The sequence below is a fragment of the Blastococcus sp. SYSU DS0617 genome (genome assembly GCF_054051075.1).
Map to the genome: position 1 here is coordinate 21,792 of NZ_JBJHAO010000016.1, position 16,856 is coordinate 38,647.

Sequence of the window (16,856 nt, forward strand, 5' to 3'; positions counted from 1 at the left end):
GTCTCACGCGTCAGCGGGTCGGCAGCCGGCGGAACCGCCGCAGGACCAGCAGCGCGATGCCGGCCAGCCCGGCGACGGACAGGGCCACGCACAGGCTGCCGGTCGACGTCCACCCGGCCGCCGGGTCCAGCGCGGGTGCGGGAGCGGCAGCGGCCGCGGCAGCAGCCGTCGGCAGGGCCGGCGCCCGGAGCGTCACCGCCGGAACGTCCTCCACCGTGGCGTCCGGAGCGGCCGGGACCCGTGCCGCTGCGACGGCCGCGGCGGAGTCGCCCGCGCCCGCCACCAGCTGTCCCGTGCCCTCCTCGCGGGGGGCGGGACGGGCGGGCGCCGTCGTCGGCGTCGCAGTCGGCACCACGTCGAGCGTGGCCCGGCCGGCGGTCAGCGACCGGACCGTGACGGTGAAGTCCCCGCCGGAGAGCGTCACGGGCACGCCGACGGGCAGTGCGGCCTGCAGGTCGCCGGCCCAGCCCTCGGTGGGCGACGGAGTGCCGTCGAGCAGCACCGTGGTGTCGGGGAACTCCGACGCACGGCGCAGCAGGACACCGGTCTGCAGGGCGTACCGGTTCTCGGCGGGACGGCCCAGCCAGGCGTCGGCCCCGGTCGCCGTGCGGTACTCCAGCCAGTAGGCGGTGCCCTCGGCGTCGGTGAGACGGAGCGCGCGGGTGCCGGTGCGGGTGCCCGCCGGAGTGAGGACGGCCGAGGCGGGGGCGTCGTGCACGTCCCGGTCGAGCAGTGCGGCGGCCGGCAGGACGCCGAGCTGTGCCGCCTGAGGGGCGCTGAGCGAGCCCAGCTGCCGCCAGGAGGCGCCCATGACGTCGTAGAAGTCCCGGTAGCCGGTCGTGCGGCAGCTGCCGCTCTCGACCGTCTCGTCGCACTGCAGGCCCGAGGAGTGGCCCAGCCCCAGGTTGTGGCCCAGCTCGTGCGCGATGACCGACGGCAGGGTGTCGCGGACGTAGAGCCGGCCGCCCGATCCGGGCCCCGCCCCCACTTCGGCGAGGGCGTAGGAGCAGCCGGGCTGGGTCGCCGTCGCGCTGCTCAGGTGGAGCATCAGGTGCTTGCCGGGGCCGGCCTCGAAGTCGACGGCGTCCGCCACCTCGTCCCACAGGGCCGTCGGCTCGGCGCACCCGGCGGCGGTGCTGATCCACCCGTGGCTCGCGGCCACCCCGAACCGGACGGCACCGGCGGTCTGCTCGGACCAGAAGTCCGCCACCGTGCCGTCGACCATCCGCGCGACGTCACCGGCCGCCACCCCGGCATCGGGGCGGGTGCCCGCCGGCGCGACGAGGACGACGGTGATCTGGTTGGTGACGCGGCCCCGCAGCGGTGCCACGGTCCTCGCCGGGGTGACCGAGTCGGTGCTGAGCACCTCCTGCGCCGGGTCGAGCCCGTGCTCCTCGGCGCCCTCGTCGCGCACCTGCCCGCCGACGGTGAGCTCCACGGTCGCGCCGGTCGGGACCCCCGGAAGGTCCTCGGTCGGGACGCGCACCGCCCCGTCGGCGGTCTCCACCCAGCTGAGCGGGGCCGCGGTCTCGCCGTGGGCGGCGTGCCCCTCCTCGGGCTCCGGCTCCGCCCACGCCTGCACGAGCCGGCCGACGACGGACGTGCCGGCCGGCTCCTCGGCGGCGGCCACGCCGGCCACGGGGCCCGCCGTCGCCACGGCGACGGCGCCGGCCACGACCAGCGCGCGCAGCAGGGACGAGGAACGGCGGACAGCAGGGGCGGCAGACATCCCCTCCTGCATCGGCGGGCTCCGCGCGCGTCGGCACCGGTGCGCGGGAATGAAGCCGAGCAGCCGTCACATCCGCCCCGAGCGGCGCACCGGTCTCGCCCGGCTCAGGCCAGGTGGTCGGCCCCCATGAGCCGTCGGCCGGCCTCGGTGATCGACCCGGACAGCGAGGGGTAGATCGCGAACGTCTGCGCGAGGTCCGCGACCGTCAGCCCCTTGGTGACCGCCAGCGCGATCGGCAGGATCAGCTCCGACGCGCCCGGCGCCACGACGACCCCGCCCATGATCACGCCGGTCGAGCGGCGGGCGAACAGCTTCACGAAGCCGTCCCGCAGGTCGCTCATCTTGGCGCGCGCGTTCGTGGCCAGCGGCAACCGGACGACGTCCACGTCGGTGTACTCGGGCAGGCTCTGCTCCTGCACCCCGACGGTCGCGATCTCCGGGTGGGTGAACACGTTGGCCGCCACCGTCTTGAGCTTGATCGGCATGACCGCCTCGCCGAGGGCGTGCCACATGGCGATGCGACCCTGCATGGCCGCCACCGAGGCGAGCTGGAAGACACCGGTGACGTCGCCCGCGGCGTAGACGCCGGGCACCGAGGTCCGCGAGACGCGGTCCACGACGACGTGCCCGGCCTCGGTGAGCTCCACCCCGCAGTTGCCCAGGTTGAGCCCGCCGGTGTTGGGGACGGTGCCCACGGTCATCAGGGCGTGCGAGCCCTCGACGGTGCGCCCGTCGGTCAGCTCGACGACCACGCCCTTGTCGGTGCGGCGCACACCGGCCGCCCGGCCGCGCTCGAGCCGGCCGCCCCGGGACTGGAAGACCTCCTCCAGCACCTCGGCGGCGTCGGAGTCCTCGCCGGGCAGCACCCGGTCGCGGGAGGAGACGAGGGTGACCGGCACGCCGGCCTCCAGGTACCCGGAGGCGAACTCCGCGCCGGTGACACCCGACCCGACGACGACGAGGTGCTCGGGCATCTCGACGAGGTCGTAGACGTCGCGCCAGTCGAGGACGCGCTCGTGGTCGGGCTCGGCGCCCGGGAGCACGCGGGGGTCGGCCCCGGTCGCGATGAGGACGACGTCGCCCTCGAGCTCCTCGGTCACCTCGCCCGCGGCGTCGAGGACCTGCACACGGTGCGCGGCGAGGCCGCGCATCGCATCGGAGAGCCGGCCGTGCCCGCTCACGATGCGGACGCCCTCGGCGGCCAGCCGGGAGTGGATGTCGGCGGACTGGGCCACGGCCAGGCCCTTGACGCGCTGGTTGACCGCGGCGAGGTCCAGTCCGACGGCGGCGGGCTCGGCACCGTGCACGCCGAGGACGGCGGAGTCGTGGACCGAGGTCATGGCGCCCGCGGCGGCGATGAGGGTCTTGGACGGGACGCAGTCGGTCAGCACGCTGGCGCCGCCGATGCCGTCGCGTTCGACGACGGTGACCTGCGCACCGAGCTGGGCTGCGACCAGCGCGGCCTCGTAGCCGGCCGGTCCGCCGCCGATGATGACGATGCGGGTCATGGGTCCTCTCCGGGTTGGAACGGGCGTCGTCGGCCATTGTCCCCGCCCGAGGGGCGGAAGGGTGCCAGCCCCGTCCGGGGGCGGAGGTGGTGTCAGCCGCGCCCGGCCGCGTCGTCCCCGGAACCCGCCGATCCGGCGGGACGCGCCGACGGCGCCGGGTTGAGGCGGATGCGCCAGACGGCCGACACCGCCTCCACGGCGATGCCCGTGTTCATCTTGGACTCACCGAGCTCCCGGTCGCGGAAGGTGATGGGCACCTCGACGATCCGCGCACCCGCCTGCAGCGCGCGGTAGGTGGTCTCGATCTGGTAGCCGTAGCCGTTGGCGGCGAAGGAGTCGACGTCCAGCCGGGCCAGCAGCTCGGTCCGCCACGCCTTGAAGCCGCCGGTCAAGTCGCGGGTCCTCGTGCGGAGCACGGTCCGGGCGTAGAGGTTGCCGACCCAGGAGACGGTGCGCCGGCTCCACGGCCAGTTCGCCACCGCTCCCCCCGGCACGTAGCGCGAGCCCAGGACCAGATCGGCGTCGGCGATCGCCGCCAGCAGGTCGTCGATCGAGCGCGGGTCGTGCGAGCCGTCGACGTCCATCTGCACGATGACGTCGAAGCGCTCCTCGGCCAGCGCCCACCGGAAGCCGGCGACGTAGGCGGTGCCCAGGCCCTGTTTCCCCGAGCGCTCCAGCAGGTGGACGCGGCCGGGGTGCTCCTCCGCGAGGGCGCGCACGATGTCCGCGGTGCCGTCGGGGGACCCGTCGTCCACGACGAGGACGTCGGGCCGGGCCGGCCGGGCGAGCACGGCCTCGACGTGCTGACGCACGTTCTCCGCCTCGTTGTAGGTCGGCGTGACGACCAGGATGCGCACGTTCTTCCTTCTCTCGCGGGGAACGGGGGCCGATGTCACCGGGCGGGCCCGGGCATCGGATCGGGTCTGCGCCGGCGGCTCCGGAGCACGTGGACCAGCCCGGCGACCAGAGCCACCCCGAGGACACCCAGGGAGACCTGGTCGGCGAGCGGGCGGGAGTACAGGTCGCTCACCGAGTGCCCACCGGGCAGCACCGTGAACAGCATCAGCACCGACCACGCCACCACGACCAGCCGCTCGGCGAGCACACCGGCCGCGGCGAAGAGCATCGTGGGCCAGACCAGGTACCAGGGCCACACCACCGAGCCGGTGAGGATCACCGTCAGGGCGATCCAGGAGGTCACCCGGACCAGGCCCCAGCTGCGGAGCCGGGTCAGGAACAGCAGGCTGACCACGACCGCCACCACCACGCCGGCGACCCGCGCCCCGTCGATCGGTGGGTCGTCGACGTCCAGGGCGAACGCCAGGGCGGTCGTCGGGGTCAGCGACTCCAGCGCCTTGCCCGGCACGTCCAGGTTGTCCAGGAAGCCCCATCCCCAGCCCGTGAGCTGGACGGACAGGGCGAAGGCCCCCGCACCCAGGCCACCGGCGAGCGCCAGGGCGCGCAGCCGGGCGGGCCAGCCCTCCTGGCGCTGCGCCCAGTCCACGCCGATGACGAGCACGGCGACGAGCGCGGTGGCCTTGATGCCGGCACCGGCCACGCACAGCAGGATCCCCAGCAGCGGGCGGTCGTACAGGGCGAGGAGCAGCCCCGGCAGGAGCAGGGCCAGCATGAGCGCGTCGTTGTGGTTGCCCGACACCAGGTGCACGAGCACCAGGGGGTTGATGGCGCCCAGCCACATCGCGACCGCGGGGCTGCCGCCCAGGCGCTGGGCGATCCGGCAGACCATGAGCGCGCAGACGGCCCAGCCGGCCACGCAGAGCACCCGGATGGCGGCCAGCACGGCGAGCAGGTTCTGATCGAACAACCAGGACAGCCCGCTGAGGAGGACGACGAAGGGCGGGCTGTAGGGCGTCGGGCTGAACCGCCAGAACCTCTCCGCGCCCCGCACCGACTCGACGTCGCCCAGCACCCCGGGCCCGTACTCGAAGGGATCGACCCCGTTCTGCACGGCGGCACCGATGGCGGTGTAGAACCACGGGTCGGCGGTGAACAGCGGCGGCCCGATCAGCAGCGGCACGGACCAGAACACCCCCACCGCCAGCAGCCACCGGACGGCGACGCCGCGGCGGACGGCCAGCCCGGCCAGCAGCCAGGCGACGACCCAGATCCCGAGCGCAGCCGCGCTCCACGACCGGGCGGTCTCGAAGCCCAGTTCCACCGGGCGGAGCGCGGGGTGGTTCTCGCGGAACCACAGGTCGGGCGCATCGAGCTGCTCGCCCAGGCTGGTGCCGGCGACGGCCAGGTAGGCGGTGCCCGCAGCGCCGAGGAGGGCGCTGACCACGAGGATCACGGCGGTCACGGCGCCCGACCGGGGCGGGCGGACGGACGGGCCGGACGACGCTGCGGTCGCGGTCGTGCCGGCCACGCTCGTGCTGACGGCCATCTCCTGACTGCTCCCGTGAACCGGCCCTGTGCCGGTACGTCGTCGTTCCCGCCACCGGACCGGCAGGCGGGCAGAGACTAACAGCGCGGTGGGGACCCCCCGGCACCGTCGGCAGGTGATCCCGAGGAGAACGTCTCGAGGATCTGGCGGGCGGCCAGGGCCGGCGTCAGCTCACCGGCGAGCACCGCCTTCTCCAGCTCCGGCGCCGCCGAGCGGACACCGGGATGGCTCCGCAGGGCGTGCTCCAGCCCGTCGCGCACCAGCTGCCAGGTCCAGCGGACCTGCTGGCTGCGCCGCCGCTGGTCGAACTCCCCCGAGTTCGTCATCCGGTCCTGGTGCTCCACGAGCTTGGCCCAGACCTCGTCCAGCCCCTCCCCGCTGAGCCCGGCGCAGGTCAGCACCGGCACGTCCCAGGTCTCGCCGTGGCCGCGCAGCATGCGGATCGCCTGGGACAGCTCGCGCGCCGCCTTGCGGGCGGCGGGTGCGCCGTCGCCGTCGGCCTTGTTCACCGCGATGACGTCGGCGATCTCCAGGATCCCCCGCTTGATGCCCTGCAACTGGTCGCCGGTGCGGGCGAGGGTGAGGAAGAGGAAGGAGTCGACCATCTCGGCGACGGTGATCTCCGACTGCCCGACGCCGACGGTCTCGACCAGGACGACGTCGTAGCCCGCGGCCTCCACCACGACCATCGACTCCCGGGTCGCCTGCGCGACGCCACCGAGCGTCCCCGACGTCGGCGAGGGCCGGATGAACGCGTTCGGGTCGACGGCCAGCCGGGACATCCGGGTCTTGTCCCCGAGGATCGACCCGCCCGAGCGGGCCGACGACGGGTCGACGGCGAGCACGGCCACCTTCGAGCCCGCGGCGGTCAGCGTCACGCCGAGCTGGTCGATGAAGGTCGACTTGCCCACGCCGGGGACACCGCTGATGCCCACGCGACGCGCTCCCCCGGCGTGCGGCAGCAGCCCGACCAGCAGCTCCTGCGCCCGCTCGCGGTGGTCGGCCCGGCGCGACTCGACCAACGTGATGGCGCGCGCCATCACCCGCCGGTCGCCGGCGAGCACCCCCTCCACGAGCGCGGGAACGTCCACCTCACGCGCCATGCTCAGTGACCCTGCATCTCAGTGACCCAGGCGCTGCGCGAGCGTCCGCAGCAGCTCCTGGGCGGCCTCGGCGATGACGGTGCCGGGCGGGAAGACCGCCGCGGCGCCCATCTCCTTCAGCGTCGGGACGTCGTCGGGCGGGATGACGCCGCCGACGACGATCAGCACGTCGTCGGCACCGAGCTCGGCCAGCGACTCCTTGAGCGCGGGGACCAGCGTGAGGTGGCCCGCGGCCAGGGACGAGACGCCGACGACGTGCACGTCGGCCTCCACCGCCTGGCGGGCGACCTCGTCCGGCGTCTGGAACAGCGGACCCACGTCGACGTCGAAGCCGAGGTCGGCGAAGGCGGTGGCGATCACCTTCTGGCCGCGGTCGTGGCCGTCCTGGCCCATCTTGGCGACCAGGATGCGGGGGCGCCGTCCCTCGGCGTCGGCGAACGCCTCGGCCATGCGGCGGGTCTCCTCCATGGGGCTGTCCTCTCCCGCCGTGCGCCCGGCCATCGCCTCGTCGCGGTAGACGCCGGAGATGGTGCGCACCTGGCCGGCGTGCCGCCCGTAGACCTCCTCGAGCGCGTCGGAGATCTCGCCGACCGTGGCCTTGGCGCGGGCGGCGTCGACGGCCAGCTTGAGCAGGTTCGAGTCCAGTCCGCTGTCCCGCCGTCCCTCGGCCGCGGCGCGCGCGGCGTCGGTGAGCCGGCGCAGCGCCTCGGTGACGGCACCGCCGTCCCGGGAGGCGCGGAGCTCCTCGAGCTTGGCCTTCTGCTGCGCGAGGACGTCGGCGTTGTCGACCTTGAGCACCTCGATGGCCTCGTCGGCCTCCACCCGGTACTTGTTCACGCCGATGACCGGCTGGCGGCCGGAGTCGATGCGGGCCTGCGTGCGGGCCGCGGCCTCCTCGATGCGCAGCTTGGGGATGCCCTCGTCGATCGCCTGCGCCATGCCGCCGGCCTCGGTGACCTCCTGGATGTGCGCCCAGGCGCGGCGGGCCAGGTCGTAGGTCAGCTTCTCGACGTAGGCCGAGCCGCCCCACGGGTCGATGACCCGCGTGGTGCCCGACTCCTGCTGCAGCAGCAGCTGGGTGTTGCGCGCGATGCGGGCGGAGAAGTCGGTGGGCAGCGCCAGCGCCTCGTCGAGAGCGTTGGTGTGCAGCGACTGGGTGTGCCCCTGGGTGGCGGCCATGGCCTCCAGGCAGGTACGGACGACGTTGTTGTAGACGTCCTGGGCGGTCAGTGACCAGCCCGAGGTCTGCGAGTGGGTGCGCAACGCCAGCGACTTGGGGTTCTGCGCGCCGGCCTCCTTGACCAGCCGGGCCCACAGCAGCCGCCCGGCGCGGAGCTTGGCGACCTCCATGAAGAAGTTCATCCCGATGGCCCAGAAGAAGCTCAGCCGCGGCGCGAACGCGTCGACGTCGATCCCGGCGTCCTTGCCGGCCTTCAGGTACTCGACGCCGTCGGCCAGCGTGTACGCCAGCTCCAGGTCGGCCGTCGCCCCGGCCTCCTGGATGTGGTAGCCGGAGATCGAGATGGAGTTGTAGCGCGGCATCTCCTTCGAGGTGAAGGAGAAGATGTCGCTGATGATCTGCATCGAGGGCTTGGGCGGATAGATGTAGGTGTTCCGCACCATGAACTCTTTGAGGATGTCGTTCTGGATCGTGCCGGTGAGCTGCTCGGGCGTCACGCCCTGCTCCTCGGCCGCGACGATGTAGAGCGCCAGCACCGGCAGGACGGCGCCGTTCATCGTCATCGAGACGCTCATCCTGTCCAGCGGGATGCCGTCGAACAGCTGCCGCATGTCCAGGATCGAGTCGATGGCCACGCCTGCCATGCCGACGTCGCCCACCACGCGCGGGTGGTCGGAGTCGTAGCCGCGGTGGGTGGGCAGGTCGAACGCGACGCTCAGCCCCTTCTGCCCGGCGGCCAGGTTGCGCCGGTAGAAGGCGTTGGACTCCGCGGCGGTGGAGAAGCCGGCGTACTGCCGGACCGTCCACGGCTGGGTCGTGTACATCGTCGGGTAGGGCCCGCGCAGGAACGGCGGGAGGCCCGGCAGCGTCTCGAGGAAGTCCAGTCCCTCCAGGTCGGCCGGGGTGAACAGCGGCGGGACGGCGATGCCCTCGGGGGTCTCCCAGCTCGCCTCCTCGACGCCGCGGCCCGTCGTCTCCTCGAACGCCTTGGCCCACGCCGCGTAGTCGGACGACCCACCCGCCCGGCCAGTCGCGGCCGGGCGGCCCAGCTCGACGCCGCCGAAGTCGGGGATACCGGTCATGCCTGCACTCCTTCGAGACCCAGCTGCGCGTGGACGGTGCGGAGCACGTCCAGGGCGTCGCATCCGGCGTACACGTACCCGTCGACCCCGTCGACGGCGAGGTCGGGCTTGCCGGCCAGCCACACCTGCGTGGCGCCGGCCTCCTTCAGGGCGGCGGCCAGCGGTGCCGCCGACTCGGCGTAGTCCTTGTCGGTCCCGCAGATGCAGGCCACGGTCGTGCCGGCGCCGGCGAGGCCGTCGGCACCGTCGGCGGCCGGGGTGGCCAGCCCGCCGGCCTGGAACAGGTTGCCGGCGAAGCTCGCCCGCGCGGTGTGCCGCGCGATCGGCCCGATCGTGGCGAGGTAGACCGCCGGCCGCTCCCCCGCGGCGTCGGCCGCGTCGCGGAGCGCCTCGTACTCCTGCGCCGCCCGCACGCGGGGCAGTCCGCCGCCGGCGTGCAGCTGGGCCGCGGGCTGCCGCTCCGGCAGCTTCTCGGTCAGGTTGGGGAACTCGCTGACGCCGGTGATGGCGTCGGCGCGGGTGGCCAGCCGCAGCGCCCGGGCGTCCCAGGCGGTGGCGATCCGCTCGCGGACGAGGCCGGAGTCCAGCGCCGCGGCCAGGCCGCCGGCCCGCTCGATCTCGGTGAACCAGTCCCAGGCGGCCCGGGCCAGCTGGTCGGTCAGCGACTCGACGTACCAGGAGCCACCGGCCGGGTCGAGCACCCGGGCGAGGTGGCCCTCCTCCACGAGCAGGCTCTGGGTGTTGCGGGCGATCCGGCGGGCGAAGGCGTCGGGCAGGCCCAGCGCCGCGTCGAAGGGCTGCACGGTGACGGCCTCGGCACCGCCCACGCCGGCAGCGAAGCAGGCGACCGTGGTGCGCAGCATGTTGACCCATGGGTCGCGCTTGGTCGTCATCACCGAGGAGGTGACGGCGTGCTGGTGCTGGGCGCGCGCCTCGGGCGCGGCTCCGCTGACCTCGCCGACGCGGTCCCACAGCCGGCGGGCCGCGCGGAAGGTGGCGATGGTCGTGAACTGGTCGGCGCTCGCGCTGTAGCGGAACTCGAGCTGGCCGAACGCCTCGTCGACGCTCAGCCCGGACTCGGTGAGGGCTCGCAGGTACGCGACGCCGGCGGACAGCGAGCAGCCCAGCTCCTCGACGGCCGACGCCCCGGCGTCGGCGAAGACGGTGCCGTCGACGACGACGGCCCGCAGGCCGGGGTGGGCCGCGGCCCGGCGGGCGACGTCGGCCAGGCCGGAGAGGTCCTGCGGCTCGCCCGTCGCCGCTGCCACCCCGAGCGGGTCCAGCCCGAGCGACCCACCGGGCGCCACGTCGTCCCGGCCGTCGATCAGGGCGAGGAAGGCCTCCGCGGCCGGCATCCCGCCGGTGACCGCCACCGGGGCGAGGTCGAGGTAGACGTCGGCGAGCACGTCGCCGAGCCGGTCGGCCGGCACGGCGCCCTCGCCGACGACCAGCCACAGCGAGGTGACGCCGTTCTCCAGGTCGGCGGCGATCGCCTCCCTGGTCACGGCCACGTCGGGGTGGGCGTGCCGCTGGCGGATGTCCCAGCCTCCGGGGGCGCCCCCCTGGGCACCCCCGGAGGCGGTGACCTCAGCCGACCCGGCGGGGCCGCCGGAGGGCCGGGCGCCGCGCACGAACGGCGGGAGCCCGGGGACCCCCACCGCCGTCGGCAGGTCACCGGCGTCCTCGGCGGTGTACAGCGGGGCGACGGTGATGCCGGTCGCGACGGGGCGGCGCAGCGCCTCCTCGACCGGCTCGGGGAGCTCCTGCCGGCCGGCCTTGCGCAGCACGCCGGCGACCAGGTCGCGCCACTGGTCGCGCGTGACGCCGGGGAACTGGGCGGCCAGCCCGAGGTCCGCGGGGACCTCGTGCTCGCTGGGGACCTGTGCGTCGGCCGTCGCCGGGGCCGGGGCGCTGCTCTGCTGGTCGGGTGTCATCCTCGGTGGGACTCCTCGTCGGCTCGTCTGCCTGCAGTGTCTCCGGAGGCGTGCCGGCCCGTGCGGCCGGGTGGCGGTGCACCGACCCCAGCGGGTGACCCGGCGTCGGCCTCCAGTGCGTGCAGCGCCGCGCGGGCCAGCAGCCGGACCCCCACCGCGATCGCCCGTTCGTCCACGTCGAAGGTGCCCCGGTGCAGGTCCAGCGGCTCTCCCCCGCCGTGCGTGCCCAGCCGGGCCAGGGCGATCGGCAGCCGGTCCGCATACCAGCCGAAGTCCTCCCCGCCCATGCTCTGCGGCGAGAGCACGACGCCCTCGGCACCCACCGTCTCCACGGCGGCGGTGCGCAGCAGCGCCACCGAGCCGGGGTCGTTCACCACCGGCGGGACGCCGCGGACGTAGTCGACCTCCACGGCGGCGCCGGTGGCGGCGGCCACCTTCGCGACCAGCGAGCGGATGACCTCCTCCGCCCCCTGCCAGGCGTCGCGGTCGAGCACCCGCACGGTGCCGCGCAGCATGCCGCGCTGCGGGATGGCGTTGGCGGCGACCCCCGCGTCGACCGACCCCCAGACCAGCGACATCCCGGCGCGGGGGTCCACCTGGCGCGACAGCAGCCCGGGCAGCTCCGTGATCAACCGCCCGAGCGCGTCGACGAGGTCGACGGTCAGGTGCGGCCGGGCGGTGTGCCCGCCGGGGCCGGTGAGCGTGACATCGATGCCGTCGCAGGCCGCGGTGATCGCGCCGGTGCGCAGCCCGACCTGCCCGACCGGCACGGAGGGGTCGCAGTGCAGCGCGAAGGCGCGGGTGGCGCCGTCGAGCACGCCCGCGGCGAGCACCTCGGTGGCACCTCCGGGCACCGTCTCCTCGGCGGGCTGGAAGATGCAGCGCACCCGGCCCGGCAGCCCGTCGACGGCGGCCAGCGCCAGTGCCACGCCGAGCACCACGGTGGTGTGGACGTCGTGACCGCAGGCGTGGCACACGCCCTCGCGGGTCGAGGCGTACGGCACGTCCTTCAGGTCGGCCAGCGGCAGCGCGTCGATGTCCCCGCGCAGGACGACCGTCGGCCCGGGCCCCTCCCCCAGCTCGACGACCAGCCCGGTGCCGCTGGGCAGCCGCCGTGGTGCCAGCCCCGCCTCGCGCAGCCGCTGCTCGAGGAAGGACGTCGTCTCGACCTCGGCGTAGGCGAGCTCGGGGTGGGCGTGCAGGTGCCGCCGGACGGCGACCAGCTGCGCCTCGTGCGCCTGCACCCAGTCGTCCACCGCGGCGCCGAGCTTCTCGACCACCGGGTTCACGCCGCGTGCCCTCCGGCGCAGTCGCCCGGGCCGGGGGCGGGTTCGGTGGGCCGCCCCACCGGTCCGGTCGCGGGGAGCCCGTCCCTCAGCTCGGCGAGCAGGCTGTCCACGACCGGCTCCAGCTGCCCGTCGTGCGCGGCGGCGACCGCGCGCTGCCGCTGGTAGGAAGCGCCGACGTCGAGCACCCGCAGCACGTCGGCCAGCTCCGCCTCGCAGCCCAGCCGCCGCGCGGTGGGCCGCAGCTCCTCGACCAGGTCGATGATCGCCTGCCGGACCGGCCGGACGGTGCCCTTCTCGTCGACGACGATGTCGGCGTCCAGCCCGTACCGGGAGGCGCGCCACTTGTTCTCCCGCAGCACCCAGGACGCCGGGGTGGGGAGGGTGTAGCCGCGGTCGAGCTGGGTGTCGAACTGCTCCACCAGGCACTGGGCGAGCGCGGCCACCGCCCCGATCTCGTCGAGGGTGGGCAGGCCGTCGCAGATGCGCAGCTCCACGGTGCCGAAGTCGGGGTGCGGGCGGACGTCCCACCAGACCTCGCGGACGCTGTCGATCGAGCCGGTGGAGATCAGCGTCTCCATGTACTCCTCGAACTCCGCCCAGTCGGCCAGCTGGTAGGGCAGTCCCGCCGTCGGCATGCCTTCGAAGATCTTGGTGCGTGACGACGCCAGGCCGGTGTCGCAGCCCACCCAGAACGGCGAGGACGACGACAGCGCCAGGAAGTGCGGGATGTACTGGCACAGCGCGTTGACGATCGGGATGGCCTTCTCCGGTGCCCGCACGCCCACGTGCACGTGCACCCCGAAGATCTGCATCCGGCGGGCCATCCACTGCATCCGCTCGACCAGGTCGAGGTAGCGCTCCTTGGGCGAGATGAGCTGGGTCTGCCAGTCGGTGAACGGGTGGGTGCCCGCGCACATGAGCGCCAGGTTCCGCTCGTCGGCGGCGGCGACCACCTCGGCGAGGGTGCCGGCCAGGTCGGCCTTCGCCTCGGCCACGGTGGTGCAGATGCCGGTGATGATCTCCACGGTCGACTGCAACAGCTCGTGCTTGGCCTTGGGGTGCTCCTCGGCGGCCTCGGGCCGCAGCTGCTCCAGGATCTCGATCGCGCCGGGCGACAGCTCACGCGTGTCGCGGTCGACCAGCTGCAGCTCCCACTCGACGCCCAGGCTGGCCCGCTCGGACGACCGGAAAGGGATCTCCACCTGCGGGAGTCTAAGGAGGTCCGGCGGCACCCACCCGGCGACCGACCCGCATCACCCGTGCGGTGGATCGGCGGCGCGGGACGACCGGGCCCGACCGCGTGCACTCCCCTGGCACGAGCGGGGCCGCGGCCGTTTCTGCGTTAGCGTTCCTCCGTGAGCCAGCCCCCCGGTACCGACGCCCAGTCCATCGCCGCGAGCGCGGCCGACGACCTCACGACCGCGCTCGGTGGTCGGCACGACGTCGCCGTCGTCATGGGCTCGGGCTGGGCTCCCGCTGCCGACGCGTTCGGACCCGCCGACTACACCGTGGCCATCGGCGAGCTGCCCGGCTTCGCGGCCCCCACCGCGGTCGGGCACGGCGGTGAGGTGCGGTCGGTGCGGGTCGGCGAGCGCAAGGTGCTGCTCTTCCTCGGCCGGACCCACCTCTACGAGGGCCGCGGCGTCGACCCGGTGGTGCACGGCGTGCGCACCGCGGCTGCGGCCGGCGTGAAGACCGTCGTCCTGACCAACGCCGCCGGCGGGCTCGCACCCGAGCACCGGGTCGGCCAGGCCGTCGTCATCGCCGACCACCTGAACCTGACGGCCCGCTCCCCGCTGGTGGGCGCGGACTTCGTCGACCTCACCGACCTCTACTCCCCCCGCCTGCGGGAGCTGGCCCGGCGGCTCGACCCGGCCCTGACCGAGGGCGTCTACGCCGCGCTCCCCGGCCCGCACTACGAGACCCCGGCCGAGATCCGCATGCTGCGCACGATGGGCGCGGACCTGGTGGGCATGTCGACGGCGCTCGAGGCGATCGCGGCGCGGGCCGCGGGCCTGGAGGTGTTCGGGCTGTCGCTGGTCACCAACGCCGCGGCCGGCGTCACCGGCGAGAAGCTGGACGGCGACGAGGTGATCGCGGCCGGCCGCGAGGCCGCGGGACGGCTGGGCCAGTTCCTGGTGCAGTTGATCGGCCGGCTCCCGTCATGACCGGGCCGGTCCTGGTGACCGGCGCGGCCGGGCTGATCGGCACGGTGCTGCGCCGCGGGCTGCCCGAGGCCGGCTGGGCGCTGCGCAGCCTGGACGTCGTCCCGGTGCCCGAGCCGCGCCCCGGCGAGGAGCACCTCGTCGCCGACATCACCGACCTGACGGCGATGGTCGAGGCGGCGCGCGGCGCCGAGGCGCTGGTGCACCTCGCGGGGATCGCCTCCGAGTCGACCTGGCCGGCGATCGCGCACACCAACATCGACGGCACGTACTGCGCGCTCGAGGCGGCGCGACGGGCCGGCGTCGGCCGCGTCGTCCTGGCGAGCAGCAACCACGCCACCGGATACACGCCGCGCCCCGACGGCGGCCTGCTGCGCGAGGTGGACGCCCCGCCCCGGCCGGACACCTACTACGGCGTCTCGAAGGTGACGATGGAGGCGCTCGGCTCCCTCTACGCCGACCGCTACGGACTCGACGTCGTCTGCCTGCGGATCGGCAGCGCGTTCCCCGAGCCGACGACGACCCGGCAGCTGTCGACGTGGCTCTCCCCCGGCGACACCGTGCGCCTGGTCGACGCCGCGCTCCGGGCGCCGTCCCCGGGGTTCGCCGTCGTGTGGGGCGTCTCGGCGAACACCCGGAACTGGTGGGACCTCACCGCCGCCCGCGCGCTCGGCTACCAGCCGGCCGACGACGCCGAGGTGTACGCCGAGGCGCTGGTCGCGGCGCACGGCGAGCCCGACCTGGCCGACCCGGTGCACTCCCGTGTGGGCGGGGAGTTCACCACGGCCGCCTACGACTCCGAGAACTTCGACGCGTGAGGGACGACCTTCCGGCATGACCGACGACCTGCTCGCCACCGCCCGCTCGTGGGCCGACGCCGATCCGCACGAGGGCGACCGCGCGGAGGTCCTCGCGCTCGTCGAGGCCGGGGACGTCCCCGAGCTCGGCCCCCGGTTCGCCGGCCCGCTCACCTTCGGGACGGCGGGGCTGCGCGGGCCGCTGCGGGCGGGGCCCGGGGGGATGAACGCCGCGGTCGTCACCCGGGCGGCCGCGGGGCTGGGCGCGTGGCTGCACCGCACCGGCTCGGCCGGTGGCGGCATCGTGATCGGCTACGACGCCCGGCGCCGGTCCGACGAGTTCGCGCGCATCTCGGCGGCGGTGCTGGCCGGGGCGGGCTTCGCGGTGCAGGTGCTGCCGCGGCCGCTGCCCACACCGGTGCTGTCCTACGCGGTCCGGCACCTAGGGTGCGTGGCCGGGATCATGGTGACCGCGAGCCACAACCCGCCCGACGACAACGGCTACAAGGTGTACCTCGGCGACGGCGCGCAGCTGGTGCCCCCGGTCGACCGGGAGATCGAGGCCGCGATCGCGGCGGTGGGGCCGGCGCGCGAGGTGCCGCTGTCCGACGAGTGGCTCACCCTCGGCGACGACGTCGCCGCCGACTACGTCTCGGCGGTGGTGTCCGCGCTGGAGCCCTCGCGCGTCCCGTCCCGAGGCTCGCTGCGCGTGGCCTACACCGCGATGCACGGGGTGGGCGCCGACACCACGCGGGCGGTGTTCGCGGCCGCCGGGCTGGCCGAGCCGGTGAGCGTGCCGGAGCAGGACGAGCCGGACCCGACGTTCCGCACCGTCGCCTTCCCCAACCCCGAGGAGCCAGGAGCGACCGACCTGCTCAAGGCGCTGGCGGCCCGGACCGGTGCCGACGTGGCGATCGCGGAGGACCCCGACGCCGACCGCTGCGCCGTCGTCTGCGACGGGCGGCAGCTGACCGGGGACGAGGTCGGTGCACTGCTGGCCGACTGGATGCTGCGGCGGGGGGTGCGCGGCACCTACGCGTCGTCGCTGGTGAGCGGCTCGCTGATGCACGTGATCGCCGCTGCGCACGGAGTCCCCTCCGAGGAGACCCCGACCGGGTTCAAGTGGATCATGCGGGCCGGGTCGGACTCGGCGCCGCTGGTGTACGGCTACGAGGAGGCACTCGGGTACACGGTGTCGCCGTCGGTGGCCCGGGACAAGGACGGCATCTCGGCCGCGCTGGCGGTCTCGCTGCTGGCCGCGGAGCTCAAGGAGTCGGGCCGGACGCTGGTGGACCGGCTGGACGAGCTGGCGCAGGAGCACGGGTTGTTCGCGACCGGGCAGCTGTCGGTCCGGGTGGAGGACCTGTCGGTGATCTCCGATGCGATGGCGCGGGTGCGCACGGATCCGCCGGCCACGCTGCTGGGGCGCGACGTGGCGTTCGCCGACCTGGCACTGGAGGACCCGCCGGTCGACGCGGTGCGGCTGCTGGGTGACGGGGTGCGGGTGATCGTGCGGCCCAGCGGGACCGAGCCCAAGCTCAAGGCCTACCTGGAGACCGTGGTGCCGGTGCACCAGGACGCGGGGTTGATCGCCGCGCGCGGGCGGGGCGAGGACGAGCTCGACCAGCTGCGGGCGGAGATGTCGGCGGCGTTGGGTCTGTAGCG

The 16,856-nt window shown here is 74.7% G+C and carries 12 protein-coding genes; 3 read left to right on the forward strand and 9 right to left on the reverse strand.

From position 1 onward, the window contains the following. Window positions 1-10: 10 nt before the first annotated feature. The 9 genes from ACI793_RS16110 to ACI793_RS16150 form a co-directional block, all read right to left on the reverse strand. On the reverse strand, window positions 11-1,729 hold the full coding sequence (locus ACI793_RS16110; RefSeq protein ID WP_456607381.1) for a hypothetical protein: 1,719 nt from the start codon (window positions 1,727-1,729) through the stop codon (window positions 11-13). A gap of 104 nt (window positions 1,730-1,833) precedes the next feature. Further along, window positions 1,834-3,237, reverse strand: coding sequence for an NAD(P)H-quinone dehydrogenase (locus ACI793_RS16115; RefSeq protein WP_456607382.1), 1,404 nt, complete (start codon window positions 3,235-3,237; stop codon window positions 1,834-1,836). A 92-nt stretch (window positions 3,238-3,329) separates the two neighbouring features. Beyond that, the gene (locus tag ACI793_RS16120; RefSeq protein ID WP_456607383.1) at window positions 3,330-4,094 is read right to left on the reverse strand and encodes a polyprenol monophosphomannose synthase; all 765 of its coding nucleotides are present in this window, start codon (window positions 4,092-4,094) and stop codon (window positions 3,330-3,332) included. 35 nt (window positions 4,095-4,129) lie between these two features. Beyond that, window positions 4,130-5,641 carry a polyprenol phosphomannose-dependent alpha 1,6 mannosyltransferase MptB gene (mptB, locus tag ACI793_RS16125; protein WP_456607384.1) on the reverse strand — a complete coding sequence of 504 codons (1,512 nt, stop codon included), beginning with the start codon at window positions 5,639-5,641 and terminating at the stop codon, window positions 4,130-4,132. A 77-nt stretch (window positions 5,642-5,718) separates the two neighbouring features. Then, window positions 5,719-6,744, reverse strand: a complete 1,026-nt coding sequence (gene meaB / locus ACI793_RS16130) for a methylmalonyl Co-A mutase-associated GTPase MeaB (protein WP_456607385.1) — start codon at window positions 6,742-6,744, stop codon at window positions 5,719-5,721. 18 nt (window positions 6,745-6,762) lie between these two features. Next, window positions 6,763-9,006, reverse strand: a complete 2,244-nt coding sequence (scpA, locus tag ACI793_RS16135; protein ID WP_456607386.1) for a methylmalonyl-CoA mutase — start codon at window positions 9,004-9,006, stop codon at window positions 6,763-6,765. Beyond that, window positions 9,003-10,940, reverse strand: a complete 1,938-nt coding sequence (locus tag ACI793_RS16140) for a methylmalonyl-CoA mutase subunit beta (RefSeq protein ID WP_456607387.1) — start codon at window positions 10,938-10,940, stop codon at window positions 9,003-9,005. The genes scpA and ACI793_RS16140 overlap by 4 nt, the downstream gene beginning before the upstream one ends. Further along, the gene (locus ACI793_RS16145; protein WP_456607388.1) at window positions 10,937-12,229 is read right to left on the reverse strand and encodes an amidohydrolase; all 1,293 of its coding nucleotides are present in this window, start codon (window positions 12,227-12,229) and stop codon (window positions 10,937-10,939) included. Before ACI793_RS16145 ends, ACI793_RS16140 begins: the two co-directional genes overlap by 4 nt. Beyond that, the gene (locus ACI793_RS16150; RefSeq protein ID WP_456607389.1) at window positions 12,226-13,431 is read right to left on the reverse strand and encodes a glutamate--cysteine ligase; all 1,206 of its coding nucleotides are present in this window, start codon (window positions 13,429-13,431) and stop codon (window positions 12,226-12,228) included. The genes ACI793_RS16145 and ACI793_RS16150 overlap by 4 nt, the downstream gene beginning before the upstream one ends. Window positions 13,432-13,584: 153 nt before the next feature. On the opposite strand from ACI793_RS16150, the gene ACI793_RS16155 reads away from it, so the two are divergent. From ACI793_RS16155 to ACI793_RS16165, 3 genes are read left to right on the forward strand one after another with little or no spacing between them, the layout of a single operon-like run. Beyond that, the gene (locus tag ACI793_RS16155; protein ID WP_456607390.1) at window positions 13,585-14,397 is read left to right on the forward strand and encodes a purine-nucleoside phosphorylase; all 813 of its coding nucleotides are present in this window, start codon (window positions 13,585-13,587) and stop codon (window positions 14,395-14,397) included. Then, window positions 14,394-15,212 (forward strand): NAD-dependent epimerase/dehydratase family protein, encoded by an 819-nt coding sequence (locus ACI793_RS16160; protein ID WP_456607391.1) that lies wholly within the window; start codon window positions 14,394-14,396, stop codon window positions 15,210-15,212. Before ACI793_RS16155 ends, ACI793_RS16160 begins: the two co-directional genes overlap by 4 nt. Window positions 15,213-15,228: 16 nt before the next feature. Next, entirely contained in the window at window positions 15,229-16,854 is a 1,626-nt protein-coding gene (locus tag ACI793_RS16165; RefSeq protein ID WP_456607392.1) for a phospho-sugar mutase, read from the forward strand. Window positions 16,855-16,856 lie beyond the last annotated feature (2 nt).